The sequence below is a fragment of the Pelagerythrobacter marinus genome, assembly GCF_034375205.1.
In the GTDB taxonomy this organism is placed as follows: Bacteria; Pseudomonadota; Alphaproteobacteria; order Sphingomonadales; family Sphingomonadaceae; genus Pelagerythrobacter; species Pelagerythrobacter marinus.
In genome coordinates, this window is the sequence record NZ_CP139719.1 from 783552 (window position 1) to 808197 (window position 24646).

At 63.3% G+C, this 24646-nt stretch carries 31 protein-coding genes; 13 read left to right on the forward strand and 18 right to left on the reverse strand.

Annotated elements, in window-relative coordinates:
* Window positions 1-60: 60 nt before the first annotated feature.
* The gene (locus tag T8T98_RS03605; protein ID WP_322295830.1) at window positions 61-1095 is read left to right on the forward strand and encodes an IS110 family RNA-guided transposase; all 1035 of its coding nucleotides are present in this window, start codon (window positions 61-63) and stop codon (window positions 1093-1095) included.
* A gap of 443 nt (window positions 1096-1538) precedes the next feature.
* Here the strand turns inward: T8T98_RS03605 and T8T98_RS03610 are convergent, their stop codons facing one another.
* The 6 genes from T8T98_RS03610 to T8T98_RS03635 form a co-directional block, all read right to left on the reverse strand.
* Complete coding sequence (locus tag T8T98_RS03610; protein ID WP_322295831.1) at window positions 1539-1775, reverse strand: hypothetical protein; 237 nt, start codon at window positions 1773-1775, stop codon at window positions 1539-1541.
* A 72-nt stretch (window positions 1776-1847) separates the two neighbouring features.
* Window positions 1848-2057 carry a cold-shock protein gene (locus T8T98_RS03615; RefSeq protein ID WP_203111598.1) on the reverse strand — a complete coding sequence of 70 codons (210 nt, stop codon included), beginning with the start codon at window positions 2055-2057 and terminating at the stop codon, window positions 1848-1850.
* A gap of 251 nt (window positions 2058-2308) precedes the next feature.
* The gene (locus T8T98_RS03620; protein ID WP_322295832.1) at window positions 2309-2473 is read right to left on the reverse strand and encodes a hypothetical protein; all 165 of its coding nucleotides are present in this window, start codon (window positions 2471-2473) and stop codon (window positions 2309-2311) included.
* A 56-nt stretch (window positions 2474-2529) separates the two neighbouring features.
* The gene (locus tag T8T98_RS03625) at window positions 2530-2682 is read right to left on the reverse strand and encodes a hypothetical protein (protein ID WP_322295833.1); all 153 of its coding nucleotides are present in this window, start codon (window positions 2680-2682) and stop codon (window positions 2530-2532) included.
* Window positions 2683-3513: 831 nt separating this feature from the next.
* Window positions 3514-4389 carry a transglutaminase family protein gene (locus T8T98_RS03630; RefSeq protein ID WP_322295834.1) on the reverse strand — a complete coding sequence of 292 codons (876 nt, stop codon included), beginning with the start codon at window positions 4387-4389 and terminating at the stop codon, window positions 3514-3516.
* Between the two features lie 44 nt (window positions 4390-4433).
* Complete coding sequence (locus T8T98_RS03635; protein ID WP_322295835.1) at window positions 4434-4856, reverse strand: hypothetical protein; 423 nt, start codon at window positions 4854-4856, stop codon at window positions 4434-4436.
* Between the two features lie 456 nt (window positions 4857-5312).
* On the opposite strand from T8T98_RS03635, the gene T8T98_RS03640 reads away from it, so the two are divergent.
* The 4 genes from T8T98_RS03640 to T8T98_RS03655 all read left to right on the forward strand — a co-directional run bounded on the left by T8T98_RS03640 (window position 5313) and on the right by T8T98_RS03655 (window position 6363).
* Window positions 5313-5549: a hypothetical protein gene (locus tag T8T98_RS03640; protein ID WP_322295836.1), complete on the forward strand. Its 237-nt coding sequence runs from the start codon at window positions 5313-5315 to the stop codon at window positions 5547-5549.
* 35 nt (window positions 5550-5584) lie between these two features.
* Window positions 5585-5830: an antitoxin Xre/MbcA/ParS toxin-binding domain-containing protein gene (locus T8T98_RS03645; RefSeq protein ID WP_322295837.1), complete on the forward strand. Its 246-nt coding sequence runs from the start codon at window positions 5585-5587 to the stop codon at window positions 5828-5830.
* A gap of 1 nt (window position 5831) precedes the next feature.
* Window positions 5832-6170, forward strand: a complete 339-nt coding sequence (locus T8T98_RS03650; protein ID WP_322295838.1) for a hypothetical protein — start codon at window positions 5832-5834, stop codon at window positions 6168-6170.
* 61 nt (window positions 6171-6231) lie between these two features.
* Window positions 6232-6363, forward strand: a complete 132-nt coding sequence (locus T8T98_RS03655) for a hypothetical protein (RefSeq protein ID WP_322295839.1) — start codon at window positions 6232-6234, stop codon at window positions 6361-6363.
* A 613-nt stretch (window positions 6364-6976) separates the two neighbouring features.
* Here T8T98_RS03655 and T8T98_RS03660 read toward each other — a convergent pair.
* The 4 genes from T8T98_RS03660 to T8T98_RS03675 are packed head-to-tail and all read right to left on the reverse strand — an operon-like array spanning window position 6977 to window position 9779.
* The gene (locus tag T8T98_RS03660; RefSeq protein WP_322295840.1) at window positions 6977-8281 is read right to left on the reverse strand and encodes an arsenic transporter; all 1305 of its coding nucleotides are present in this window, start codon (window positions 8279-8281) and stop codon (window positions 6977-6979) included.
* A gap of 18 nt (window positions 8282-8299) precedes the next feature.
* Entirely contained in the window at window positions 8300-9013 is a 714-nt protein-coding gene (arsH, locus tag T8T98_RS03665) for an arsenical resistance protein ArsH (protein ID WP_322295841.1), read from the reverse strand.
* Window positions 9014-9021: 8 nt separating this feature from the next.
* Window positions 9022-9456, reverse strand: coding sequence for an arsenate reductase (glutaredoxin) (arsC, locus tag T8T98_RS03670; RefSeq protein ID WP_407675078.1), 435 nt, complete (start codon window positions 9454-9456; stop codon window positions 9022-9024).
* Window positions 9432-9779 carry an ArsR/SmtB family transcription factor gene (locus tag T8T98_RS03675; RefSeq protein ID WP_322295843.1) on the reverse strand — a complete coding sequence of 116 codons (348 nt, stop codon included), beginning with the start codon at window positions 9777-9779 and terminating at the stop codon, window positions 9432-9434. The genes arsC and T8T98_RS03675 overlap by 25 nt, the downstream gene beginning before the upstream one ends.
* A gap of 100 nt (window positions 9780-9879) precedes the next feature.
* On the opposite strand from T8T98_RS03675, the gene T8T98_RS03680 reads away from it, so the two are divergent.
* Entirely contained in the window at window positions 9880-10194 is a 315-nt protein-coding gene (locus T8T98_RS03680; protein ID WP_322295844.1) for a hypothetical protein, read from the forward strand.
* A gap of 1062 nt (window positions 10195-11256) precedes the next feature.
* Complete coding sequence (locus T8T98_RS03685) at window positions 11257-11682, forward strand: DUF2267 domain-containing protein (protein WP_322295845.1); 426 nt, start codon at window positions 11257-11259, stop codon at window positions 11680-11682.
* A 309-nt stretch (window positions 11683-11991) separates the two neighbouring features.
* On the opposite strand, the gene T8T98_RS03690 is transcribed toward T8T98_RS03685, so the two are convergent.
* The gene (locus T8T98_RS03690) at window positions 11992-12597 is read right to left on the reverse strand and encodes a hypothetical protein (protein ID WP_322295846.1); all 606 of its coding nucleotides are present in this window, start codon (window positions 12595-12597) and stop codon (window positions 11992-11994) included.
* 219 nt (window positions 12598-12816) lie between these two features.
* Here T8T98_RS03690 and T8T98_RS03695 point away from each other — a divergent pair, with 219 nt between their 5' ends.
* The gene (locus tag T8T98_RS03695; protein ID WP_322295847.1) at window positions 12817-13443 is read left to right on the forward strand and encodes a class I SAM-dependent methyltransferase; all 627 of its coding nucleotides are present in this window, start codon (window positions 12817-12819) and stop codon (window positions 13441-13443) included.
* A 26-nt stretch (window positions 13444-13469) separates the two neighbouring features.
* Here T8T98_RS03695 and T8T98_RS03700 read toward each other — a convergent pair whose 3' ends face one another.
* Window positions 13470-13925, reverse strand: coding sequence for a cysteine hydrolase family protein (locus tag T8T98_RS03700; RefSeq protein WP_322295848.1), 456 nt, complete (start codon window positions 13923-13925; stop codon window positions 13470-13472).
* Window positions 13858-14343, reverse strand: a complete 486-nt coding sequence (locus T8T98_RS03705; protein ID WP_119511984.1) for a MucR family transcriptional regulator — start codon at window positions 14341-14343, stop codon at window positions 13858-13860. The genes T8T98_RS03700 and T8T98_RS03705 overlap by 68 nt, the downstream gene beginning before the upstream one ends.
* Window positions 14344-14618: 275 nt before the next feature.
* Here T8T98_RS03705 and T8T98_RS03710 point away from each other — a divergent pair, with 275 nt between their 5' ends.
* From T8T98_RS03710 to T8T98_RS03720, 3 genes are all read left to right on the forward strand, one after another.
* Entirely contained in the window at window positions 14619-14975 is a 357-nt protein-coding gene (locus tag T8T98_RS03710) for a DUF4440 domain-containing protein (RefSeq protein ID WP_119511985.1), read from the forward strand.
* A 25-nt stretch (window positions 14976-15000) separates the two neighbouring features.
* Window positions 15001-15171, forward strand: a complete 171-nt coding sequence (locus tag T8T98_RS03715) for a hypothetical protein (RefSeq protein ID WP_182849648.1) — start codon at window positions 15001-15003, stop codon at window positions 15169-15171.
* A 503-nt stretch (window positions 15172-15674) separates the two neighbouring features.
* Window positions 15675-18023: a putative bifunctional diguanylate cyclase/phosphodiesterase gene (locus T8T98_RS03720; protein ID WP_322295849.1), complete on the forward strand. Its 2349-nt coding sequence runs from the start codon at window positions 15675-15677 to the stop codon at window positions 18021-18023.
* Between the two features lie 4 nt (window positions 18024-18027).
* Here the strand turns inward: T8T98_RS03720 and purQ are convergent, their stop codons facing one another.
* Together purQ and purS are read right to left on the reverse strand one after the other, a co-directional pair.
* On the reverse strand, window positions 18028-18705 hold the full coding sequence (gene purQ, locus T8T98_RS03725; protein WP_160732212.1) for a phosphoribosylformylglycinamidine synthase subunit PurQ: 678 nt from the start codon (window positions 18703-18705) through the stop codon (window positions 18028-18030).
* Complete coding sequence (gene purS, locus T8T98_RS03730; RefSeq protein WP_251104035.1) at window positions 18705-18944, reverse strand: phosphoribosylformylglycinamidine synthase subunit PurS; 240 nt, start codon at window positions 18942-18944, stop codon at window positions 18705-18707. The genes purQ and purS overlap by 1 nt, the downstream gene beginning before the upstream one ends.
* A gap of 176 nt (window positions 18945-19120) precedes the next feature.
* On the opposite strand from purS, the gene T8T98_RS03735 reads away from it, so the two are divergent.
* Window positions 19121-19999, forward strand: a complete 879-nt coding sequence (locus T8T98_RS03735; RefSeq protein ID WP_251104034.1) for a diacylglycerol/lipid kinase family protein — start codon at window positions 19121-19123, stop codon at window positions 19997-19999.
* A gap of 8 nt (window positions 20000-20007) precedes the next feature.
* Here the strand turns inward: T8T98_RS03735 and purC are convergent, their stop codons facing one another.
* From purC to T8T98_RS03750, 3 genes are all read right to left on the reverse strand, one after another.
* Entirely contained in the window at window positions 20008-20811 is an 804-nt protein-coding gene (purC, locus tag T8T98_RS03740) for a phosphoribosylaminoimidazolesuccinocarboxamide synthase (RefSeq protein WP_160732215.1), read from the reverse strand.
* A gap of 268 nt (window positions 20812-21079) precedes the next feature.
* Window positions 21080-22345, reverse strand: a complete 1266-nt coding sequence (locus T8T98_RS03745) for a glutamate-5-semialdehyde dehydrogenase (protein WP_251104033.1) — start codon at window positions 22343-22345, stop codon at window positions 21080-21082.
* 37 nt (window positions 22346-22382) lie between these two features.
* The gene (locus tag T8T98_RS03750; protein WP_251104032.1) at window positions 22383-23171 is read right to left on the reverse strand and encodes a pyrroline-5-carboxylate reductase family protein; all 789 of its coding nucleotides are present in this window, start codon (window positions 23169-23171) and stop codon (window positions 22383-22385) included.
* 179 nt (window positions 23172-23350) lie between these two features.
* Between T8T98_RS03750 and proB the strand changes: the two genes are divergently transcribed.
* Entirely contained in the window at window positions 23351-24499 is a 1149-nt protein-coding gene (gene proB, locus T8T98_RS03755) for a glutamate 5-kinase (protein ID WP_160732217.1), read from the forward strand.
* Window positions 24500-24646 lie beyond the last annotated feature (147 nt).

A 24646-nucleotide genomic window follows, 5' to 3' on the forward strand; every position in this document is an offset into this window, starting at 1 on the left:
CCCCCGGCGGCATCGATGTGCCAGAGTGGAGGTGTTGAACACCACTTGAAGGAGGCGTCCATGTCAGAGGTTACCACGATCGGGTTGGATATCGCTAAGACTGTTTTCCATGCGCATGGGGCGGATGGAACGGGCCGGATGGTTTTCAGTCGTAGGCTCACGCGGGCCAAGCTGCTGGACTTCTTCGCGGCGCAGCCGGCGTGCACGATTGCACTGGAAGCATGCGGCGGGGCTCATCACTGGGCGCGGCAGTTGACCCATTTGGGTCATGACGTGCGGCTGATACCGCCGGCATATGTGAAGCCTTTCGTGAAGCGGCAGAAGAACGATGCGGTCGATGCCGAGGCGATCTGCGAGGCCGCGCAGCGGCCAGGTATGCGCTTCGTGGCGATCAAGACCGAGGAGCAACAGGCCGCCGGCATGGTGTTCCGCACCCGCGATCTACTGGTTCGCCAGCGCACGCAGCTCATCAACGCGCTGCGCGGTCATCTGACGGAATATGGCTGGGCCGCGCCTCGCGGCCGGGCGCAGGTGCTGATGCTGGCCGATCTGCTCGACGAAGAGGAAATGGCATCGTCCCTGCCCGAAGCGGCGCGCGATATGTTCAAGGTGATGGTCGATCATCTCTACCGGCTCGATGCGCAGATCGCCGATCTCGACCGCGAGATCGAACGCCGGGCGAAGGCAGACGAGGCGGCCCGCAGGCTGATGATTATCCCCGGCATCGGCCCGGTCGCCGCGACAGCCATTATCGCACTAGCACCGCCGATCGAAACCTTCGCCAAGGGCCGCGACTTTGCCGCATGGCTTGGTTTGACACCGCGGCAGCACTCGACCGGCGGCAAGCAGCGGCTCGGATCGATCTCGAAGATGGGTGAGCGAACCATAAGGCGGCTGCTGATCATCGGCGGAAGTTCGGTCGTCCGGCAGGCATCGCGCAGGGGTGCGCCGGCAGGCTCGTGGCTCGAAGGCATGTTAGCGAGAAAGCCGCGTATGCTGGTCTCGGTGGCGCTTGCCAACAAGATGGCGCGCACGGTCTGGGCGCTGCTGACCAAGGAGGAAGATTACAGGGCTCCGGCACCGGTCGCGGCGTAAAGCCGGGACTGGCGTCAGAGGTCGCCGGGAGGCGTAGGCGGTCGAAGGAGAGTATGGCAAAACGGTCGGCGAGACCGGATCGGAAAACCAGGGAATGGCAGAGCGCCTTACGAGCGCGCAAAGCTGATATGAATCCGATCCGCGAACTCCCATACGGGCCCGCAGCAAGGCGCTGCATCAAGAGGCCGGACAGATGGCAGCACCCGACTACGCCAATACTCGAATTTACCCCTTGCTTCTTTGGGGGCGTCCACAGATGCCAGTCGGTTTCCGGCCCTGGAGCCGTCAAATCGTGCCGCTCGGAATGATGTCCGGTTTCGAGCTCAGACTGAAGCGACATGAACGTCCGCTTCGTCGGCGATAGCTATCCATATGCTCAACGTGCGCGAACGCGATATTCGAATGCCAAGAATCACAAGTCACGGTAAATACTGAGGGGGCTGTCAGCGGTTAGTCCCGAGAGTGCCTGCGTCGATTTCATTCAATCCAGAGCTACGTCGTTCGCGTTCGACGCGCGCTTTTTCGCGCTCGTCGTCCATCTTACGGGTCCGCTCGGCCATTTCGCGCCAAGCCGCTTCGGATCGGAGTGCGCGTTGCTTCACATTGTCGAGTAGAGCGCCTGCCGCCTCGGCCGCCGCGTCGTCCGCGCGTGCAATCTGAAAATCGTAATTCTGTGACATGGTCGATCTTCCTTCGATGTAGAAATTGAAAGCCCCGGACCACCCGATGGGCAGCCCGGAGCATCAATTCGTTCAGTCCACGGACGAAAGGTTGACCGCGCTGGCCTTGCCGTCGCGGCCGGTCTCGACTTCGTAGTTGAGGCGCTGCTCCTTATCGAGCGTCGTCATACCTGCCGCCTGGACAGCGGAAATATGCACGAAGCTATCGGCGGAGCCATCGTCGGGCTGGATGAACCCATAGCCCTTGTCGCCATTGAAAAATTTTACGGTACCAGTAGTCATAGTCGCTTCCTTTCGAGAAACGGTTAGGTTCGGCCCGCGAAATTGCGAGCCGGGCCGTGCATCACGTCGTCAATTGAAGGGGTGTCGTCGTACTCACGGTGCGAAAACCGAAATGACCCGGTTTTCGCGCCAGGCGTCGATACCCGTCGAAATTCAACGAGAGCAGGATTTGTATAGCAGTTCCTGGCGGCATTGACGGCCGCTTCGGAACCCGAGTCGGTTCGTGCCAAATTGACAAATTGTGCCTTGCTTTAAGCACATGCTGCCGCTGCGCCCAGCCCATGTTGGATATCGCTGATGCGCCCTGCGATGCGGGTGGCCCGTGCGAGCTTTGCGACCCGATTGTCGTCGTTGCCGGCGACATCGGCGCTCATGAGCGCACTCTGGTGCGCAGCATATTCCAGGTTCAGGTCCATGCCAATTCTCCTGCGGGCGGGATGCTGATGCATGGCCGCTGGGGGTGATATGCGTGTCAATCGACCATGGTCGCGACGATACGTCGCAGATCGATGGCGGGGATGGCCGCGGCGACGGGCGTGTGTTCCGTCGACGCTCGCGGATGCGCCGCGCCGTAGCGCAGCGAAAGTTTGGGGCGCGGCGTGCCGCGCGCAATCGTGTGGTTCATTGTCTTGGTAATCGGCCGGCTCTTCGCCGCCGCCTTCTTAAAGTGTCAGCGCCCCTGTATCCGCGCTTGCGAGCACGTCCGAGGCTTGCCCGGGTGTGCGTTCGCGAACGGCGATCCGACCCTTGTTCGGATCGTGGGCGTCCTCTCTACATGTACGCGGTCGTCAACGACCGGTCACTACGGTCACGACGCATTTTCCTGCCGTGTAGGCGATGAAGCGATGCTCACTGTCGAGTGTGACGACGAAGCGCCATCGGGGCAGGACCTCGTCGATCGCCTTCCTTCGAAATGAGTCCGCCCTTCGCCAATCCATATTCCTGCGTACGAAAAACTATCCGCACGGACGTATTCCGTTGCGGAGCCATCGTGAATGAAAGAAAATTGGGAGCCGATCTCGCGCTTCTGCGCTGATTGCAGCAATCATAATCCGCCACAAACAACGTCAGGCAACACCTATATAGTAGGACGAAAAATAATTACAATAGATCGACGAGTCGCTCATAAGGCGATCTTTTCAGCGGATCACTAGTGCGTTCCTCGCTTTAATGTCTGGAAAACCCGCAGAGAGGAGCAAGGCGCAATAACGGCTTGTACAGGCTAGCGCACTCGACATCGGTCTGACGGAACAAATCGCATCGCAACTTTCCGCGCTATCCAGCACGAGACTCAAGCGTCCCGCTGATCGCCTTTGGATCGCTTCCACACCGGCCGTCAAACCAGGTGTTCCAACTTTTCGAGATAGCCAGACGTTGGTCCGAACGGCAGGATTTGCCTGCGTGCTGCGCTCCATCGGACGGCGAAGCCAATGCGTTCACGTTGTCACTTAAGCCATCATATAGCCCCGCCATTGGAAACGACGACATCCACTTCCAGGCTGAGGAAGTCTTCCGGTGCGCCCACGAAGGTTCCTTCCACCGGCCTTATCTGCGTTATGCTACGGGCAGTTGCGACCGGCACGAGCTGCGCTTCTCCCATCCGGCCGTTCGTCGGATCGAAGGCGATCCATCCCGCGCAGGGTAAATAGACCTCCGCCCAAGCGTGAGTGGCACCATGTTGACCCTCGTCTGCGGCGTCTGCCGGAACGTGATCGTACAGATAACCTGACACGGCACGAGCGCCGACGCCGAGGTGGCGCGCAGCATCGATGAACAGCGTCGCCAAATCTCTGCAAGAGCCGGTTTCAGCGCCCAACGTCTCAAGCGGCGACTGTGTCCCTTCGTCATCTCGCTTTACATATGCGGCCAAGATGCGAACGGCGTTACTGAGGTCCTGCAACAAAGACAGGGTATCGGTCGGCTCGCCTGCCACGATGCTTCTGACCCAAGCATCGAGCTGTCCCGCTGGGTCGTCATATTCAGGCTCTAGCAGCTCGCCCAAGGCGGATCGCGCAGTCTCAGAATATCCGAACGGAAAGCTGTGCGCATGCGGTGCCACTTTGAAAACTGGCCAGGCCGGCGCTCCCTGGTCGACCACCATATCTCCCGAGACGGTCAGTTCGTCGCCGGGCTCGGCGAAAACCGCCGTCGCGATCACGTTTCCGTAAACGTCCTGCGACCATTCAATGTCCGCCGCCGGCGAGGTACTCACCCGAGTGCTGCGCAGATTGAGGTGGTGACTGCTTCTGGGCGTCAGCATCAGGCGATGCGGGAGCAGAACGACGGGTTTGCTGTACCGATAGATTGTCGTGTGCCTGATCGTCAGGAGCATTTCGGAGCTTCAAGCTGCGGCATGATCCTTTGTTCCGGCAATACCTATTCGCCTGACGCTGCAGTGCCTCTTGCTCGCTTCGCTTCCGCTATCGCATGCTGCAAGTTCGTGTAGCGATACCCACCAACTGCATAGTGCTGCTCCATGGAACGGATAACGCCGTCGTCCTCGGCCAATTCGTCGGTCGAGCGGCCGCCCTCGTTGTCCCACCGATCCTGCTCTGCGTCTTCCAGACTGTCGGGAGCCGAGCAGCAGCTGGCCGCGTCGGCACGTGCGAAATCGTCAATCGAGCATAAATCGGCGTGGATCAGGGCAAGTTGATCGGCAATCATCTCCAGAGCAAGGATCTTGCGCTCTTCGGACGTGCCAGCTCTGCGCGCATCGGTCTGGCCAGCTTGGCTTACTTCAGCCGCAGCCGCGGAAAAGCCGGTAATGTGGGCAGTAGTTCGGGGGGACTGGTTGGTCACGGCGTATCTCCGCAGGAGCGGGAGTTGCCAAACTCTCAGTCGCACGTTGCTCGAAACCGGGGTGCGATCCCGGCAAGGTGGGGATGATCGATCGCGATGCAAGTGGTTGTCTGCTCGCATCGACCGGTGACGCATGCGGCCGGTGTGGGCCTGATCACCAAGAGTCCCCTAGGAGTCATTCCGTTGGCCTGACGCCCGCCCCATGGACGAGGCATCGTTTGCCCGGCTCCATGGTCGCTCTCTGCCGCAGGAAGGCGAGCGAAGAAAATCGCCGCAAAGCACCGACACCCTGTGAGTTTGCGACTTCAGCGATCTCTTTTTTCAAGCACCATCGGCCAGCACCTTACAATCCGCCGCCATCGGGCCCACATATGCAACATCGCAGGCAAAACGCTCATGTAGGCGCCTGCGGCTGAGAGACGCGACATGCTCCCGCTTACGACCAGGGAGACGATCGTGGATCTGAACCAGCTCTATTACGACCACCAGTTGCTGTTGATGGAAGCTTCGCAAGCGACTTCGGCGGGCGCGCGACACGAGCATGAAACTGGTGCTTCGCATGTAGCGGGTCGCATCGGCTGCATACAACGTGCGATTGGCGCGGCTGCAGCTCCGATCTGGGAGGCGCGCGCAGCACTAGAAGGCTGCCTGCTGTCGGCCCCGCTCCGCCACCGTCAGGGCTACATCTCGTGAGCGGCCCGGCCGAAGCGAACGCTGCGAGGCCTGTGATGACGACGCGGTTCCACCGGTCGCGCGCTCCAAGGCTGGAGCCCGACAAGGCGCGCCGGCAGGGCCAGATAACACAGCTCGCTCTCGTCCTCCTCGGTCGCGAGAAGGCCATCGACTTCCTCAATAGCGATAACGCTGAACTAGGCGCTCGACCGCTCGATCTCGCGACGGAAAGCGCTGCCGGCTGTGCCAGCGTGGAGGCCACGCTCGGCCGCATGACGCTTCGTCCTGCTGCGGAGATCTGACATGGGATTTCACGACAATCGTTGCGCGGGCGGAGTTTGTTCGGTCGGCCGATCCGCAGCCGGCGATCATTTTCTGAGTCGAGACCCCAGCGACTTCGCGTCGAACGATGATTCCGCATGCGCCGACCCTAGCGATACCCACCTGTGCCGCTTTTCCGTGTTCCGCACCGACAGCGTCGGCAGGACCGCCAGTCAGTTTGCGGGCGGGGATTGGCGGTGGCGCTTGTCCGTTAGCGAAGGTGCGATCCTCGTGGAAGCGGGCGGCTCTCGTCAAGAAGCGCGGTGCCGCCAAGCCGTGGCCGTTCTGCGGGCCCATGCCGCGCGAGCGATCGTCGACTGACGGGGACCCGGCTTTCGCGATCGACACTGGGCGTACTTCAATCAAAAAAGAAGGAAACAACATGGCCAAAGGCCAAAGAAGATCGAACCGCGAAGCTCGCAAGCCGAAGGCGGAGAAGCCGAAGACGAACGCCTCTCAGCCGAGCCAGAAGCTCGGTGCAGTGAAAGGCCTGGAAAATCTGCGTAACAAGTGAAGAACCGGGTCGGGACTGCGATGTGCCCCCTCGAGTAGGAAGGACTGACAGGCAATCTGGTCCGCTCTCATAAGCGCAAACCGTTGGCGCGCCTGTCCTATGTGGGTCTGGTCCGTCAGCAACTGGCGGGGGGCGTGGAGAACCCGGTGTCCGATGCTGATCCAGGATTGAGGCCGTGCGCGGGACACTTCGAGGCGCGATCGAGGATCGTGAGCCGCGCGAGCTATGCAAGCGCTCTTGGCTAGTCAAATTGGAGCTGCCGAGTGGTTGGCCTACGGCGGGCGCTGGTCTCCGCCTCTAGGTGCCGACGCTTGGAAGCGGCCGTTCCGCTGTCGACCCAGTTGTTGGTGTCGGTGCGTACTTGAATGTATGGCAGCTCTTGGGGAGCTAATCCGAGGCCGGGAATGGCGGCTTTGTCGGAGGCACCTGACATAAGGCCGTGCATTGCGAACGGCAGCGATTCCGTCGTGCGCTTGCGGAAGCTCCTAGGCACAGCACCGCCCCTCATTCCTATATCGTCTGAAAGTGTCCGTTTCTTAAACAGTTCGTCGGCCGTGACACTGTTCATGTGGGGCAGCAGTTCTGGCGCTGCGGGTCCATGATCGCCTGCTGACTAGGGAGCGAACGGCACCCACGCCCACAGGGCGACGAGGGTGATGAGGAGCACTGGCGGCGTCAGGATCAAGCCGACCTTCATGTACGCGCCCCAGGTGATACGCTGGCCCTTGCCGGCGAGGACATGAAGCCAGAGCAAGGTGGCAAGCGAACCGATGGGGGTGAACTTCGGTCCTAGATCGTTGCCGACGATATTCGCGTAGACCATCAGCTCTTTTGTGAGCGCAGGCACCTCGGCCTGATCGATGGCAAGCGCGCCGACCAGCGTTGCGGGCATGTTGTTCATGATCGACGCGAGCACGGCGGCGACCACGCCGGTTCCGAGCGCCGCGATGAACGTTCCTTGTGTAGCCAGCCAGTGCAGGACGGCGGCGGCAATATCCGTCAGGCCGGCATCCCCGAGGCCATAGACGATAAGATACATGCCGATCGAGAAGAGGACAATCTGCCACGGCGCACAGCGCAGAACCTCGCCGAGCGGAACCACCGCGCCCCGTCCGCCGACGATCCAGCGGCCGGCGATCGCGGTCAGGACGAGAGCTGCTGCTCCGGTCACGAAGGCCGTCGGAACGCCCATCGGCCCTGTGACGAAATAGGCAAGGAGAAGCATGCCGAGCAGCGGGAACGCGGCCCGGAACACTGCTGGATCGCGGACCGCATCTCGCGGCTCCTCAAGCGCATCGACAGGGTACGACGCAGGAATGTCCCGGCGGAACCACAGCCAGAGGACGAGCAGCGTTGCAGCCAGCGAAGCGAGGTTCACCGGCACCATGACCGCGGCGTAGCGGCCGAAGGAGATGCCGAAGTAATTCGCGCTGACGATGTTCACCAGATTGGACACAACGAGCGGAAGCGACGTCGTGTCGGCGACGAACCCGCAAGCGATGGTGAATGCGAGCGTGGCCTTCGGCGGGAAATCGAGGCGCAGGAGGATGGCGAGCACGATCGGGGTAAGGAGAAGTGCCGCGCCGTCGTTGGCGAAGACCGCCGCGATCGCAGCTCCGAGTAATACGATCAGCGGGAAGAGCCGCCGCCCGCTGCCGCCGCCCCAGCGTGCGACGTGAAGCGCGGCCCAACCGAAGAATCCGGCTTCATCCAGGATCAGCGATATGACGATCAGGGCAACGAAAGTGAACGTCGCGTCCCATACGATATGCCAAACCGTACCGACGTCGCCCCAGTCGACAACACCGGTGAGAAGGGCAACCAAAGCTCCGGCAAGCGCCGACCAGCCGATGCCGAGCCCTCGCGGTTGCCAGATCACGAACACCAGGGTTGCGACGAAGATCGCGAGAGCGAGCATGACAGGCTCCGGCGAGAGTCAGATGGAGCGCTGGTTCACGCGGCGGGACAGCTCCTCCGCGTTTTCCACGCGCTCGGAGTAGCGGTCCGTCAGGTAGGTGGACCGGCCGCGCACGAGCCACGTGAACTTCACCAGTTCCTCGCACACGTCAACGACGCGCTCGTACAGCGCAGAGGGCTTCATCCGCCCCGCCTCGTCGAACTCGAGAAACGCCTTGGGCACGGAGGACTGGTTGGGGATCGTCACCATCCGCATCCAGCGGCCGAGAATACGCATCTGGTTCACCGCGTTGAAGCTCTGCGAACCGCCGGACACCTGCATGACCGCGAGGGTCTTGCCCTGCGTTGGACGCGTGGCGCCCAGGCTAAGCGGAATCCAGTCGATTTGCGCCTTCATAATGCCGGTCATCGCGCCGTGACGCTCCGGGCTAACCCACACCATGCCCTCCGACCAGGCAGCAAGCTCGCGCAGTTCAGCAATCTTGGGATGATCTGGTTCGACCGCATCGGGGAGCGGCAGCCCCTGCGGGTCGAACGTGCGGACTTCGCAGCCGAACCAGCGCAGAAGGCGCGCCGCCTCCTCCGACAGGAGGCGCGAGTACGATCTCTGCCGGAGCGACCCGTAGAGGATCAGGATCCGCGGCGGGTGTGCCGGTCCGTCGGGCCCCGCCAGTGCCAGGGTGTCGATCGGGCGGAGTTGTGCAGGATCGATATTCGGCAAGTCGAGGGACATCGGACCCGTCACGCCTTTGCCTCCGGACACGTCACGACCTCGCCGTCCTCTTTGGTAAACGAAGCGATCGGAGTGGCGAGAAGATCGAACACTTTTTCAGACGGTCGGCATAACGCCGCTCCTCTATCCGTCACCACGATCGGGCGGTTGATCAGGATCGGGTGCGCCACCATGGCGTCGAGAAGGGCGTCATCGGAAAGCGAGGGATCGTCGAGGCCGAGCTCGGCATACGGCGTAACTTTCTGACGCAGTAGGTCGCGCGGCGTGATCTCCATCGCTTCGATCAAGCGAGCCAGCTCCTCGCGCGAAGGGGGCGTCGTCAGGTATTCGATGACGGTTGGCTCCTCGCCGGACTGGCGGATCATCGCCAGCGTGTTGCGCGAGGTTCCGCAAGCAGGGTTGTGGTAGATCGTGACGGTCAACGCGCGGTCTCCGGCAGGCATTGGGATGCGATCTCGCCGAGGTCGCCGCAGATTTCCGGATTGCCGGAGCAGCAGTCCTCGGTGAGAAAGGCGAGCAACTGGCGCATCTGGTCGTAGCTTGCCGCATAGAGGACGTGCCGACCATCGCGCCAGGAGCGCAGCAGGCCTGCACGTTCGAGCGCCGAGAGATGGAAGCTCATCCGTGTCGGCGGGATCGAAAGTGCTGCCGCGATTTCGCCCGATGGCATGCCGCTTGGTCCTGCGCGGACCAGCATCCGAAAGGCGGACAGGCGGTCGCCGTGTGCGAGACCGGATAAGGCGTGGACGGCGGAGTCGTCGTTCATGAATGCGATACTACAAGGATATTTGTATCATTCAAGGGATTTGGTCTTCAAATGCGGTTCAGGTCGCTTCGGTGAGAAGAGCGGAACGAGGAGAACGGCCATGCTAGTTCGAGTTTTCGGTCCCTATGCTGCCATGCTGATAGCGGCTTCGGCTGCCGTGAGCGCAGACCCGGGCGACTATCGCGAGAATTACCGCGAGAAACGTTGGGAGAAATTGGAGGATTGCGACAAGAAGCTCCATGAAGCCAAGAGCCGCAGGGACTTCAATCAAAAAGCTGCCGAATGCGACCGAGAGCTCGCGAAGCTCGATGGGGAGCGGCGCCTCGAAGCCGCCAAGGAGTGGCGAGAGGCGGAGAAAAGGTGGCGCGAGCGCAATCGCGATTATGACGGCGAACACTACCCCTGGGATGACTGAGATGAGGAGGTCCCGCTAGCAGCCCCCGCGGACGGCCGCTTTCGGCGTTGCACAGGCTGAAGGCGGAAGATTGGCTTCCGCCCCTCAATACGGCATTATCCGCCGCGTGAACCAACGTCCGGTTTCGGGGGGTCGACCAAGTGACACGAACGGCGGCTATGTCGGCGGCTCCGGCCAGCTGATGGTCCGCCGTGTGCAATGTCGGCTCAGCGGGTCGTTAGTTTGGGAAGAGGCCAGTCCGCTCACGACGACAATTGCGACCATTCTGGCTTCGTGGCACTCTCGATCCTACGATGGGTGGCCTAAGGGAGCGCAATTGACCACGCTACGTCTATTAGGCCTTGCCGAAGCGAGCGTGCTTCTAGGATTGGGCGTCGTATACTGGTTCGACTATCTCGATCATGACAGCTTCCTTGTTGTATTTCTGGTTGTCATTGTCGCGTTTTTTGTTCCGTCTCTATTGGCGATTAGATCAGAGCGGCAGGCCGATTCCGCAGCGCCATAAGGCGCGAGTTCGCTGTCCGCCTTCCACCCAGTTCGTGAACAGCCTGCCGAGAGCAGCGTTCCTGAGAACGGACCAGTTGCTAACGATCTGATTGCTGATGTTGGCTATCGGTGACAACTTAACCGAGTGCTGCGAACCGCTAGCCTTATCCTGTGCATTTTCGTGCTGCCTGGATGTTCCTATTCCTATGGCGTCAAGACAAGCATGTCTGGCGGACAAGTTCTGTTTAGCGCCAATCCGCAGTGGGGTGCCGACTGCGTTCGTCACGTTTTCGTCGGCGTAGTCACTGCCGAAGGGATTCAAGATGCGGGAGTTATGTGGGATCAGTCGATCTCTCATGAAGACGGGTGCGAGAACACATTCCCGATCACCTATGGCGGGCGTGTTCATTTTGTGCCGGCGAGTGTCAGCTATGTCGGCGGATCCAGCACTGATGGTCCGCCGCTTTTGCTGCCGCTAAATGTGCGGCGGGCTCGGAAGTTGCCGGTTCGGACACGCGCATAATAGGTCGCGGTCCCGGCTTGCAGCTGTTTCCCGGACCCGTCATTTACCGACACATGACGGTGCCGATAGATTATAGGCAGGCAAGTGCCGATTTTGACCGCTTCATGGTTGATCTACGCGAGGCGCTTGAACTTCAGACGACTCATCAGGCGTGGGGCGTTCTGTTGGGCGTTTTCGATACCTTCCGCCGTCGTCTGGAAGCGAGAGACGCGCTCCGCTTCGCCCGGGCGCTACCCCCTCTTCTGCGTTCGGTTTTTGTGCAGGACTGGCATATGCTGGATCAAACGCTACCCTTTGCGAGCCGAGCTGCACTCGATGCAGAGGTGATGGCCTACCATCGCGACCATCAACTAGCGCAGCCTGGTTGCATTGCCGCCACGGCGGCAACGCTGTGGCAGCACGTAGACAAGGAGCGGCTCAGCGCCGCTTTGGGGAAAATGCCAGCCGAGGCGCGCGAGTTTTGGCATGCGGATGGATAGCGGCTTCCGTTGAGTGTCGCACAAGTTCTGTCCGCTTTTTCTCGCGATTGTAGAAAAGCGAATTCACCCATTCTCACCCAACTTGTGCTAAGCTTGTCTCGGACATCCTCATACCAGTCCCCGATGTTTCTGCGTAACGTAGGGTCGGTTTTCGACGAGGCGAACTGGGCAACAGAGCGTCCGCTTCGTCGGCGGGACTCGCCGAATCGCGAACGCCGCTGAACGTCAGCGTCTTAGATTCCAAGTTCCAGCACCTGCTAGATAGCAACCGGCGCAAAAGCGGGACCATGCCACGCCTCGAGTCATTTGCTACTCGGCGAATACATTCTGCTTGAGGTATTCCAGAGCGGCCACCGCATGATCTGAATGGAAATCGAGGACCAGCCGGGCTTGTGGATTGCCCCAGAGGCACTTCAGAAAGCCGGGGCTTGTCCCGCGACAGAATACGCCCTGATCGCGGTTGAAGTATTTGATGGATCGTCTGTGGATACCGCGGTTCGCGTCGAAACCCAGCGAGTTCGAGTCGACGACCGCCTGGAATCCATCGACCTTCGGATATTCCTCAGGGACAGCCCCGAATTCCTCTCGCTCCCTGGCAATAACGGAAGGGGAGAAGGTCATCGGACTCAGGTATCGCTCGAAGCGGCCATCAAGCAGGACAGCTCCGCGGACCACGATGGGTTTGCCACCAGAGCTGCTCGCAAGTCGCACATCGTATAGCGCCGCTGCTTCATGCGTTTCGCGGAGCGCCCAATCTGCGGGAGCTAGATCCCGAAATTTGTCAGCCAGTTTGGGATCGATCGCTGGGTGGGAACCCTGAACATCGACTTTTGGAGATTCTCGTGGATCTATGACTGCCTTGCCATCTTCGGAGCAACCGGAGAGGGCGGTGAGGAGAAGCAGCTTGAGCGCCAATGCGCAGGCCTGTTTCGCGAAGCTTGAAGACCAATCCATATTGCCCTCGATTTTTCTGCCACCAGGCGTGCAGCAGCGGCGTGCCCTCAAATCAGAGCATCACGCATACAATAGGAAGCACCGCTTGAGACCGGCATGATCTATGACTGTTGAAGAGTTCGCTCGAGGGCAAACGATACGGCCATTGATCGCGATCACAGGCGCGCTAGACAGAACGCCATGCCGCGGCCCGTTGATCACGCCAGATACTCTGATCCGGCAACGCTGGACTTCTATGACATCGAAGCGCCCGACTATGTGGCGAGCGGCAAAGGCGGTGTCAGCCGATGGCTCGACGATTTTATCCGAGCGCTTCCCGAAGGAGCCCGCGTCCTCGAGCTGGGGTGTGGGGGCGGGAGGGACGCCGAGGCCATGCTTCTACACGGCTTCGACGTTCATCCAACCGATGGATCACCGGCGATGGCAGCCAAAGCCGAGGAACGGCTCGGCCGACCTGTAACGACGATGCGGTTCGACGAACTTTCCGAGATAAGCGCCTATGACGCCGTGTGGGCCAGCGCCAGCCTGCTTCATGTTCCGCTTCCCAGGCTCAACGATGTCCTCAAGCTTGTCTTCGCCGCGCTGAAACCCGGCGGCCTGCATTTCGCCAGCTACAAGGGCGGCGGCATTCCGGGGCGCGATATTCTCGGACGCTACTTCAATTACCCCGATCGAAGGACGCTGATCGACGCCTACGCCGCGTCTGGACCTTGGGAGCTAGTATCGGTCGTGGACTACATCGGCGGCGGGTACGAAGGCGGCCAAGGCCCCTGGATAGCCATCACGGTCAGAAGACCCCAAGCCTAAACGTTAGATGACCGGCAGCTAAGGTGCTACCGGATTTCGTCATTCGTCAGAACTCGTCCGATATTGCCCGCGATGTAGCGGAGGGAATCGGCCGCATGTCCTTCGTCGTAGCTGCTCAGGCAATCGCTCGCCAGGATCACTCTCAGATCGCGCTGGTACGCGTCGATTGCAGAGGTGCGCACGCAAGCGTGGGTGTTCGCCCCGGCTAAAACGAGCTCGCCAATACCATGGCGATCGAGCACTTCATCTAGACCGGTGCGAAAGAAGGCGCTGTAGCGCTTCTTGACAAGGATGATATCGGCTTTGTCCCATGCTAGCCGAGGGTCCAGCTGAGCCCCCGGAGTACCGCTGACGCGGGGCCCCCGTGGCGCTTCGGCGCCACGGGAGTGTTGAGATCGGTTTAGCGATGAGTGCTTACGCGGTCTTGGCCGTGCCTCCGCGCCTCTTTGCCGAGCTAAACGTAGTCGCAGACTTGGCGGCACGCCCCTTCTGGCCGAGGCCGATCTTCTTCGCCATTTCGCTGCGCTTGGCCGAGTAGCTCTCCGCCACCATCGGATAATCGGGCTTAAGGTTGTAGCGCTGCCGATACTCCTCAGGGGTGAGGCCATGCGTCGACAGATGCCGGCGCAGCGTCTTGTACGGCTTGCCGTCTATCATCGAGATGATGTGGTCTTTGGAAGCGAGGGATTTGCGCACCGAGACGGCGGGCGTGAACTCTTCCGTTTTCTGTTCGTCGCCGGATGTTCCCGCCCCGCTGGCAAGCTCGGTCACCGTCCGGTGGATTGACCGCAGGAATGCCGGGACTTCGTCTGCTGAGACCTGGTTGTTCTGATTGCCGAGCCAGGCAATCGTGATCTCGGTCGCAAGCTCGACGGCGTTCAGTTCGTTCTCTTCAGGCATTCATAGCTCCCTGGTCCTTGGTGCGGCCTGTCCAACATCTACAACCGAAGGCGCGCATAGTGCCCGCCTTGTATCGAGCAAACGCTTAACGGCGCGCATTACTGGCAGCGCGGTCCTCTGAAAAATGCACAAGGCTATTGAGCATGAGCTTGTTTGCATCGCTGACAGAACATCACGTGAGAGCGAGAGCTTCATCTGTCTTCGCGGCAGTGGTGCTCCCTCGGAACGAGCGCCCTGACGCATGTGTTCTCGTCATGCATAACGGAGGAACAGCGGTGGCGCTTAAGGACATTCTCTATACCGTCGAAGAAGGGTTCTGGCTCGGGGGCGAAGAGCACTTTCTCGCGCACGTCGATGAGCAATGCCTGCTAGTCTTCCCGCAGGCAGGCGAGATGCACGGCGTTCACTCGCGCAAAGATGTCGCGGCGACGGCAACACCTTCGAACAGGTGGCGGGACCTCAGGATCTCGGATCGTCAGTTTCTTCAAGTATCCGGTGATGTGGTCATCATCAGCTACCGCGCCGACGTCACGCGCGCCGACGGCGAGCCATACTCTGCTCTGATCGGCTCGACTTACGTGCGCCGGGAGCAGGGTTGGAAGCTGGCAGCGCATCAGCATTCGCCAATCTAATCGCTGGGACTAGCCGAACGCCCGCTTGCCGCGCCCCCGCGACAGCCACAGCCACAGCTACAGCTACAGCCATTTGCAGCATCGCTTGCTCGCCGTTCTCGCTGCGGAGGTTGGCCACTGCTTCGACCGGCATGCCGAACATCACCGCCTGATCATCGTCGGTGAGTTCGATGAGCCCTGCCTTGGCGACAAGTGATAAAGACTAGTTCGAGCCGGACGAGCGGCCAATCATCGAGAGTTCAATCGCGGATGTGGTGGCGGCGGCTGTCGCGGATCCCGCGATAAAGAGTTTGCAGGACCGTCTATAGGCCAGAGAGAAGACGCAACAGGCCCGGATTTGGATGCTGGGTCTCTCTTGCTCGTTCTCATAGTTCAGAGGGGGAGCAGAAGCCGGCTTTGCGAGCGCTCACCTTGTGAGAGAGCGCAAGCAAGTATATGAACGTTATATAAAAACGACGCTTATCGCCACACGGAAAATGGAAGAACTTTATTGTCTCAAATTGGCTGTAGCAGGAGTTGGATTGCCGCTGTGGCCTCATTGAGAAGACGAAATGGAAGAACTATTTTGTCAGAGGGTCGGCTGAGAGCCGCAGATTTGCGTGCAAGAATGGAAGAACTTTATTGTCTCACAACAGGCAGGGCGTTGAATTGTATCGGCGTTTTACCCGGTCCTAACCTTTCCGCCCTAGGCGGGGAGGGGTGAGCGGAAGCAAACTGGAAGAGCGCGTCGACCCGTCGACACTGTCCGTCCTGTCCGTCCTGGGGTTCCGGGGCGGCACGGGTGCCGACTGGAATCGCCTGCGCGGGATGCAGCTGGCCCGCGTGGCCAGCGTCTGGCGCGCCCGCGCCTTCGGCCACGTCTTCGTCGCCGCGATGGTCGCCTGGACCGCCTATGGCCGGGTTCCGACCCCGCTGCTCGCCGCCTGGGTGGCGCTGCTGGGCGTCCTGCTCGCCTATGTCGTCGTGCGCGACGGCGCGCTGATCGATGCCGACACGCGCCGGGTCGCGCCGGGCGAAATGCACAGGCACGCCTTGCGCGCGGGAATGCTGGGCGTGGCCTGGGCCATGGCCGTGGTCCTGTTCACCGGGTACCTCGAATCGACCGACCGCTACATCATGATCGCGGCGATCGGCACGCTGATCGCCGGTGCCGCGCTGATCGTTTCGGGCGCACCGCTCAGCACGATCGTCTTCGGCGCGCTGACCGGGGCCGGGATGCTGACGATCCTGGCGATCGAGCGGGCGTATCAGTTGATGAGCCTGGTCGTCTTCTTCCTGCTCGTCGTCGGCTACGGCACGATCGCGATCGCGCGGATCTATCTCGTCGCGCGGATCGCCCAGAACAACAGCCAGGAAAAGAGCGAGGTCGTCTCGCTCCTCCTGCGCGAGTTCGAGGAGAACGAGGCCGACTGGCTGTGGCAGATCGACGCCGCGCGCCGCATCCGCGGTGCATCGCCGCGCTTCTCGTTCGCGCTGGGCAGGAAGCCGGAGGAGCTGGAAGGCCAGTCCTTCCTCCAGGTCCTGGCCGGCGAAGCGTGGAACGACGCCAACTTCCCGCAGAGCCTGCACGACCTGGCCGACCGGATGAAGCGGCGCGAGAGCTTCTCCAATCTCCTGGTCAAGGTCGCGATCGGCAAGCAGACACGCTGGTGGGAGCTTTCGGGCACGCCGCTATTCGACGGCGACGTCTTCACCGGTTTCCGCGGGGTCGGCTCCGACGTGACCGAGCAGCGCGAATCGTCGGAGAAGATCGCCTACCTCGCGCGCTACGACACGCTGACCGGCCTGCCCAACCGCCTGATGCTGACCGAGGCGCTGGGCGATGCGCTGCAATACGCGCGCCAGTGGCGGACCCGGTGCGCTTTCCTGATGGTCGATCTCGACCGGTTCAAGGCGGTCAACGATTCGCTCGGCCACCTGGTCGGCGACCGCCTGCTGGCGCAAGTCTCGCGCCGGCTGAAGGAACTGATGGACGAGAACGCCCTGTGCGGCCGGCTGGGCGGCGACGAGTTCGCCATCGTGATCCGCGACGCCAGCGACTCGCAGCGGGTCGAGACGGTCGCGCGGCAGGTGATCGAGCGGCTTTCGCAGCCTTACGAGATCGACCGCCACACGCTCTACATCGGGGCCAGCGTCGGCTCCGCCTTCGGCCCGCGCGACGGCAAGACGGTGGAAGACCTGATGCGCAACGCGGACCTGGCGCTCTATCGCGCCAAGGAAGAGGGGGGCAGCGGCCACTACCGCTACGAACCGCGCCTCCACGCCACGGCGGAGGAACGGCGCGTCCTGGAAGTCGCCCTGCGGCGTGCGCTGGCCGACGGCGAGCTGTCGCTGAATTTCCAGCCGGTGGTGAACGCGCAGGACGAAACGCTGGTCAGCTTCGAGGCGCTGATGCGCTGGAACAGCGCGGAGCACGGGTCGATCAGTCCGGGCAAGTTCATCCCCCTGGCGGAAGACACCCGGCTGATCGTGCCGATCGGCGCCTGGGTGCTGGAACAGGCCTGCCGCGAGGCAGCGCGCTGGCCGCGCGACGTGCGCGTGGCGGTGAACGTCTCGCCCGAACAGCTGCTCGAACGCGATTTCCCGGCCACGGTCGTCAACGCGCTGTCGGCCAGCGGGCTCGACGCCCACCGGCTGGAGATCGAGGTGACCGAGAGCATCTTCCTGCGCGACCCCGACGTGGCGCGCAATTCGCTGGAACAGGTCATGGCGCTGGGCTGCACCGTCGCGCTCGACGATTTCGGCACCGGCTATTCCTCGCTCGGCTACCTGCGCAAGCTGCAGTTCTCCACGATCAAGGTCGATCGCACCTTCGTCGACGGCGCGGCCGAGGGGAACCAGGAAAGCCTGGCGATCGTGCGCGCGGTCATCGCGATGGCGCGCAGCCTGGAAATGACGACCACTGCCGAAGGGGTCGAAAGCCCCGAGCAGGCCGAACTCGTCCGTTCGCTGGGATGCGACAAGATCCAGGGATTCCACTTCGGCCGGCCGATGCCGGCGGAAGAGGTCCATGCCCTGTTCCGCCAGCGGGAGCCGCTGATCGCCTGACCGGTCAGGCGGCGACGAGGCCCTTCACCGCGCTTTCGAACAGCACGCGCCCGTCGGTGCCGCCGTGATCGACCTCGATCGCGCGTTCGGGATGGGGCATCAGGCCCAGCACGTTGCCGCGCGCGTTGAGAATGCCGGCGATGTCGCGGCGCGATCCGTTGCAGGTGTCGAGATAGCGGAAGGCGACGCGCCCTTCGCCCTCGAGCCGGTCGAGCGTGTCCTCGTCGGCGAAGTAGTTCCCGTCGTGGTGGGCGACGGGCAGGGCGATTTCCTGCCCCTGGTCGTAACCGGCGGTGAACAGCGACCGGTTGTTCTCCACCCGCAGCGGCGCGGTGCGGCAGATGAAGTTCAGCTGCGCGTTGCGCATCAGCGCGCCGGGCAGCAGGCCGCTCTCGGTCAGGACCTGGAAGCCGTTGCACACGCCCAGCACGGGCACGCCGCGTTCGGCGGCGGCGATCACCGCACGCATGATCGGGCTGCGGCTGGCGATCGCGCCGCAGCGCAGGTAATCGCCGTAGGAAAAGCCGCCCGGCACGGCGACGAAATCGACCGCGTCGGGCAGTTCGGCATCGCCGTGCCACACGCGCAGCGCCGGCACGCCCGACACTTTCTCGAGCGCGACGGCCATGTCCCGGTCGCAGTTGGAGCCGGGGAAGGTGATGACCGCGCCGCGGAACGCCATCACGCGGTCTCCATCGTTTCGATCCGGAAGTTCTCGATCACCGTGTTGGCCAGGAGCTTGCGGCACATGTCCTCCAGCTGCCCCTCGGTCGTATCGTCGGCCACCTCCAGCTCGATCAGGCGGCCGACGCGCACGTCCTCGACCCCCGAAAAGCCGAGCCCTTCGAGGGCATGGTGGACCGCGCGACCCTGCGGATCGAGCACGCCCGGCTTGAGGCTGACATGGATGCGGACTTTCATGGGCGGGGCGCCTTTCGCTGCGAGATCGGGACTCGCGCGCAGCCTATGGCGTTTCCGCGCGCCCGGGGCAAGTCGCCCCTCGCACCGGCCCGCGCCCTGGCCGGGGCTGTACCGCGCGCGAGCAAGTCGCCGATTTCTTGAGCATTTCACAACCTGGCGCTGCTAGGCGGCGGGCGATGAAGATCGACCTGGTTTACAACCCCGCGGCAGGCAGCTTCCGGCAGGCGCGGCTCGATGCCCTGGCCGCCGCCTTCGCCGCGCGCGGGATGGAAGTGTCGGCCATGCCCAGCGCGCGCGACGGGGCCCGCCTTTCGGGCGCCGCCGACCTCGTCTGCGTCCACGGGGGCGACGGCACGCTGCGCGATACCGTGCAGGCGCTGGGCCCCGCGGCCGGCGAGGTGCCGCTGTGCATCGCGCCGGCGGGGACGATCAACCTGGTCGCGCGCGAACTGGGCTATGCCCGGCGTGCCGATGCCCTGGCGGCCCAGGTCGCCGCGGCCTGGGATCGCGGCCCCGAGAGCTGGCTCCGCGCGCCGCTCTACACGCTGGGCCGGACGCCGATCGTCGCCTGCCTCAGCATCGGGCCCGACAGCCATGCCGTGGCGCAAGTCTCCGCGCCGCTCAAGCGCCGGATCGGGCGCTATGCCTATGTCGCGGCGGCGATGCGGCAGCTGGCGCGCTGGCCGCGCGAACCGGTCGATATCAGCGGGGAACTGGCCGACGGGACGCCGTTTGCCTGCTCGGCGGAGGGGGTGATCGCCTCGCACGGGGCGTTCTATGCCGGGCCTTTCCGGCTGAGCCCGCGGGCCGGGCTGGCGGCGGATTCGGTGGAGCTCGTCACGCTCCATCGCTCGACCCGGATCGGTACCGCGGCGCTGACCGGCGCGGCGATGCTGCGCCTGCCGCTCGACCGGCTCGGGCTGGCGGAGATCCGCACCGTGCGCAAGGTCGTGTTTGACCGCTGCGTCAGCCCGGTGCAGGTGGACGGCGACCACGTCCCGGAATGCGACGACACGATCGCCGCCAGCGGGATGGCCCTGCGCTACGTGGTCTGAGCGAGGCCTTACTTCTTCGGCTTGATCGGGCTGCGCAACTTGCCGCGGTGGGCGTTGAGGTCGAAGACCTCGCCCGGGCCGTTGTCCTCGTTCTGCAGCAGGCCCAGCCGCCGCGCGACTTCCTGGTAGGCGTCTTCCTCGCCCCCCAGGTCGCGGCGGAACCGGTCCTTGTCCAGCTTCTCGCCCGTGGTCATGTCCCACAGGCGGCAGCCGTCGGGGCTGATCTCGTCCGCCAGGATCAGGCGGCTGTAATCGCCGTCCCAGATGCGGCCGAATTCCAGCTTGAAATCGACCAGCCGGATATTGATCGCGGCGAACATGCCGCAGAGGAAATCGTTGATGCGGATCGCCATGCTGGCGATATCCTGCATTTCCTCGTTCGATGCCCAGTTGAAGCAGGCGATGTGCTCTTCCGCGATCAGCGGATCGCCGAGGCCGTCGTCCTTGTAATAGTATTCGATCAGCGTGTGGGGCAGCGGCTCGCCTTCCTCGATCCCGAGGCGCTTGGAAATGCTGCCGGCCGCGACGTTGCGCACGACGACCTCGATCGGGACGATCTCCACCTGCCGCACCAGCTGTTCGCGCATGTTCAGGCGGCGGATGAAATGGGTCGGGATGCCGATATGGCCCAGGCGCAGGAAGACATATTCGCTGATGCGATTGTTGATCACGCCCTTGCCGTTGATCGTGCCCTTCTTCTGGGCGTTGAAGGCGGTCGCGTCATCCTTGAAATACTGGATCAGCGTGCCCGGTTCGGGTCCTTCGTAGAGGATCTTGGCCTTGCCTTCGTAGATCTGGCGGCGACGGGGCATGGGGAATTCCTAGCGCGCAAAAACAACGGTGCCCCGGCGGGCGAAGCCTTGCGCTCCGCCGGAACCGGGGCAGGAAGCCGCCCATACCCCGATTGCCCGCCGAAGGCAATTGCACCGGCACCCGCGCCCCGCGATGCCGCCGGACGCGAACACGGGCGGCGCGGGGGAGGGCGGGCGACCGGGTCCGTGGCCAGGCCCGATGGTCGGGTCCGGCGATCGGGCCCGGCGATCGGGCCCGGCGATCAGGCCCGGCCATCAGGCCCGGCGATCAGGGGCGCGTCTGGCCGTCGCCGTGGACGAGGTACTTGAAGCTGGTCAGCTGCTCCAGCCCCACCGGGCCGCGGGCATGCATCTTGCCGGTGGCGATCCCGATCTCCGCCCCCATGCCGAACTCGCCCCCGTCGGAAAACTGGGTCGAGGCATTGTGCATCACGACCGCGCTGTCGATCGCGGTCATGAACCGGCGCGCGGCCTCCGCGTCCTCGGTCAGGATCGCGTCGGTATGGTGGCTGGAATGGGTATCGACCCAGGCGATCCCTTCGTCGAGGCCATCGACGATCTTCACGCTGGCGATCGGGTCGAGGTACTCGGTATCCCAGTCCTCCTCGCTCGCGGGCTTGATCCGGTCGTCGAGCGCGACGGCCGCCTCGTCGCCGCGCAGCTCGCAGTCCGCCGCCATCGCGTCGGCGAGCCTGGGCACGACCCGGTCGGCGATCTTGCGATCGATCACGATGCTTTCGGTCGCCCCGCAGATGCCGGTGCGGCGCAGCTTGGCATTGCGGATCACCTTCACCGCCTCGTCGATGTCGGCTGCCTCGTGGACGTAGCTGTGGCAATTGCCGTCGAGGTGCAACAGCGTCGGCACGCTCGCCTGGTCGCGCACCAGCTCGACCAGGCCGCGCCCGCCGCGCGGGATCACGAGGTCGACGAACTGGTCGGCCTTGAGCAGGGCCGCCACGGCGTCGCGATCGGTCGTCTGCACGGTCTGCACGGCGTCTTCGGGCAGGCCGGCGGCCTTCAGCCCCGCGCGCATCGCGGCCACGATCTCGCGCGTCGAATGGCGGCTTTCCGATCCCCCGCGCAGGATCACCGCGTTGCCCGACTTCAGGCACAGCGCGCTGGCGTCGGCGCCGACGTTGGGACGCGATTCGTAGATCATGCCGATAACCCCGATCGGCACGGCGACGCGTTCGATCTTCAGCCCGTTCGGCCGGTCGAACTCGGCCAGCTTGCGCCCGACCGGGTCGGGCAGCTCGGCGATTTCCTCCAGCGCGGTGGCCATGCCCTCGATCCGGTCTTCGGTCAGGCGCAGGCGATCGACGAAGCTTTCGGGCTTCTTGCCCTCGACGCTGGCGACATCGGCCGCGTTCGCCTCCAGCAGCGCGGCCGTGCCGGCGCGCAGGGCCTTGGCCGCTTCGCGCAGGGCGGTGTTCTTCGCCTCGGTGCTGGCGGACAGGAGGCCGCGGGCGGCCTCGCGCGCGCGCCGGCCGAGTTCCTGGATGTGGATCTGCGGGTCGAGTGTCTGGTCGTTCATGGTAATCCTCGTCTCGTTAGGGGCGGGAACCGCGGCTTCAGCGCAGCTCCACCGCCCGGTCGTAGGCCGCCTGCAGGGTGGAGCGCATCAGGCGGGTAAGCGTATCGTCGCCGTTCAGGGCGTCCAGCCCCGCGGCCGTGGTTCCGCCCTTGCTGGTCACCGAATTGCGCAGCGCCTCGAGGTCGCCGGCCTCGTCGGCCTGGGCCATTGCGACCGTGCCGGCCATCGTGCCGAGCACCATGGCCCGCGCCTCCTGCGCGGAAAAGCCCAGTTCCTGCGCGGCGGCGACGTAAGTGCGCGCGATCTCGAACACGTAGCCCGGGCCCGATCCGGCGACCGCGGTGACACGGTCGAGCTTGTCTTCCGCGTCCACCGTGATGGCGGTGCCGGTGCGGGCCATCATCGCCTCGGCATGGGCGCGTTGCTCTTCGGTCACGGCGGGGTCGGGGCAGATGCCGCTGACCCCCTGGCCGACGGCGGCGGGCAGGTTGGGCATGACGCGCACGACCGGCGCGCCGTTCATCGCGCGCGAGATCCGCGCCGCGGCGCAGCCGGCGGCGATCGAAAGGACATAGCCGCCCGGCGCCAGGCGGCTGGCGTGGGCGGGCAGGATGTCGTCGATCATCTGCGGCTTGATCGCGACCACGATGACATCGAAGCTGGCATCGCCGAGCTCGCCGGCATCGGCCACCAGCCGGGCGGGGGCGGGAACTTGTTCGAGAGCAGGGTCAACTATTGTAAAGTCATCGCCACCGGACATCCAGTGTTCGAGCAAGGCCCCGCCCATCTTGCCGCAGCCGATCATGAGGATGCTTCTCTGACTCAAAATTAACCCCTCGATAAGTTAAGTAAAATTCAACTCGTCTTTTCGATATAGATTCTATCTATAAGGTGCGTTGCCCGGCGAATGGCCAAGTATAAACTTTTTTGGCCTTCAGGCGGTTGTGCGTTGCACAAATCCTACCTAGATAGCGACGCGCAAATTGCAAGAAATGGATTTTTGTCGTGGCCGAGAATCGAAGCATCGTCGTCAAGATTGGTTCCGCTCTCCTCGCCAATTCCGACCTGCTCACCCCCCGCTTCAGTTTCATCCAGCGGCTGCTGGAGGACGTGGCGCAGCTGCGCAGCGAGGGATACAACGTCATCCTCTGTTCCTCCGGCGCGGTCGCGCTGGGCCTGAAGACGGTCGGCGAAACGCCGGAAACCGCCGGGGTCAGCGACAAGCAGGCCGCCGCCGCCTGCGGGATGCCGCTGCTGCTCAACGCGTACAAGCAGGTCGGCCATGAATACGGTTTCGAGATCGCGCAGGTCCTGCTGACGCTGGGCGATTTCGAGGATCACCGGCGGTTCCTCAACACCCGCAATACCGTCCACCGCCTGCTCGAAGCCGGGGTGGTCCCGATCGTGAACGAGAACGATTCGATCACGACCGAGGAAATCCGCGTCGGCGACAACGACCGCCTGGCCGCCAAAGTGGCGCAGATGGTCGGGGCCAAGGACTTCGTGATCCTCACGTGCGTGGAAGGGCTCTATGATCGCAATCCCGACGACCCCGAGGCAAAGCTGGTGGAGGAAGTCGGCGACGTCGGCGAATATATGGAGGCGACGACCGGCAAGAGCACGCTCGGCACCGGCGGCATGACGACCAAGCTCAAGGCCGCCAACATGGCGCAGGAAGCGGGCTGCACGACCTATATCGCCAATGGCGAGCACGAGCGTCCGCTGTCCGCCGTGCTCAGCGGCGAACGGCGCTGCACCAAGTGCCTGCCGCACCCGAACCCGCTGTCGGGCAAGGACAGCTGGATCGCCAACCGCCTGCAGATGGCCGGCAGCATCGAGATATCGAAGGAACTGGCCGACGAGCTGGTGACGGAAAAGCGCTCGATCCGGCGCGAGGACATCCTGGCGATGGACGGCGATTTCACCCGCGGCGACGTGCTGCATCTCTACGACAGCGAGGGGGTCGAACGGGCCCGCGGGCTGAGCGACTTCACCTCGGAGGAGATCCGGGTGATGACCTTCAATCCCGATACCCCGGAAGAGCAGCTGCTCGGCTATCGCACGAAGGGCGAGGTCATCCGCGCCAACAACCTCGTCATGCTGGAAAACCGCCACCTGCTGTGGGACGCGCCCGAGGGCATGACCCCGGCCTGACCGCCTGACCGCCTGACCGCCTGACCGCCTGACCGCCTGACCGCATGAGCGCATGAGCGCCGGGGCGGCGGCCTCGCGCGAGCGGGGCGGGCGCGATGCCGGCGGCCTGCGCCAACTTCACTTGGCGTTCAGCGAGGGCGGGGTTAT

Excerpts from the sequence above, each read along its gene's own strand:
- T8T98_RS03605 (WP_322295830.1), top strand. The coding sequence starts at position 61 with ATGTCAGAGGTTACCACGATCGGGTTGGATATCGCTAAGACTGTTTTC.
- T8T98_RS03610 (WP_322295831.1), bottom strand. The coding sequence starts at position 1,775 with ATGTCACAGAATTACGATTTTCAGATTGCACGCGCGGACGACGCGGCG.
- T8T98_RS03615 (WP_203111598.1), bottom strand. The coding sequence starts at position 2,057 with ATGACTACTGGTACCGTAAAATTTTTCAATGGCGACAAGGGCTATGGG.
- T8T98_RS03620 (WP_322295832.1), bottom strand. The coding sequence starts at position 2,473 with ATGGACCTGAACCTGGAATATGCTGCGCACCAGAGTGCGCTCATGAGC.
- T8T98_RS03625 (WP_322295833.1), bottom strand. The coding sequence starts at position 2,682 with ATGAACCACACGATTGCGCGCGGCACGCCGCGCCCCAAACTTTCGCTG.
- T8T98_RS03630 (WP_322295834.1), bottom strand. The coding sequence starts at position 4,389 with ATGCTCCTGACGATCAGGCACACGACAATCTATCGGTACAGCAAACCC.
- T8T98_RS03645 (WP_322295837.1), top strand. The coding sequence starts at position 5,585 with ATGACGACGCGGTTCCACCGGTCGCGCGCTCCAAGGCTGGAGCCCGAC.
- T8T98_RS03650 (WP_322295838.1), top strand. The coding sequence starts at position 5,832 with ATGGGATTTCACGACAATCGTTGCGCGGGCGGAGTTTGTTCGGTCGGC.
- T8T98_RS03655 (WP_322295839.1), top strand. The coding sequence starts at position 6,232 with ATGGCCAAAGGCCAAAGAAGATCGAACCGCGAAGCTCGCAAGCCGAAG.
- T8T98_RS03660 (WP_322295840.1), bottom strand. The coding sequence starts at position 8,281 with ATGCTCGCTCTCGCGATCTTCGTCGCAACCCTGGTGTTCGTGATCTGG.
- arsH (WP_322295841.1), bottom strand. The coding sequence starts at position 9,013 with ATGTCCCTCGACTTGCCGAATATCGATCCTGCACAACTCCGCCCGATC.
- arsC (WP_407675078.1), bottom strand. The coding sequence starts at position 9,456 with ATGCCTGCCGGAGACCGCGCGTTGACCGTCACGATCTACCACAACCCT.
- T8T98_RS03675 (WP_322295843.1), bottom strand. The coding sequence starts at position 9,779 with ATGAACGACGACTCCGCCGTCCACGCCTTATCCGGTCTCGCACACGGC.
- T8T98_RS03680 (WP_322295844.1), top strand. The coding sequence starts at position 9,880 with ATGCTAGTTCGAGTTTTCGGTCCCTATGCTGCCATGCTGATAGCGGCT.
- T8T98_RS03685 (WP_322295845.1), top strand. The coding sequence starts at position 11,257 with ATGACGGTGCCGATAGATTATAGGCAGGCAAGTGCCGATTTTGACCGC.
- T8T98_RS03695 (WP_322295847.1), top strand. The coding sequence starts at position 12,817 with ATGCCGCGGCCCGTTGATCACGCCAGATACTCTGATCCGGCAACGCTG.
- T8T98_RS03705 (WP_119511984.1), bottom strand. The coding sequence starts at position 14,343 with ATGCCTGAAGAGAACGAACTGAACGCCGTCGAGCTTGCGACCGAGATC.
- purQ (WP_160732212.1), bottom strand. The coding sequence starts at position 18,705 with ATGGCGTTCCGCGGCGCGGTCATCACCTTCCCCGGCTCCAACTGCGAC.
- purS (WP_251104035.1), bottom strand. The coding sequence starts at position 18,944 with ATGAAAGTCCGCATCCATGTCAGCCTCAAGCCGGGCGTGCTCGATCCG.
- T8T98_RS03735 (WP_251104034.1), top strand. The coding sequence starts at position 19,121 with ATGAAGATCGACCTGGTTTACAACCCCGCGGCAGGCAGCTTCCGGCAG.
- purC (WP_160732215.1), bottom strand. The coding sequence starts at position 20,811 with ATGCCCCGTCGCCGCCAGATCTACGAAGGCAAGGCCAAGATCCTCTAC.
- T8T98_RS03745 (WP_251104033.1), bottom strand. The coding sequence starts at position 22,345 with ATGAACGACCAGACACTCGACCCGCAGATCCACATCCAGGAACTCGGC.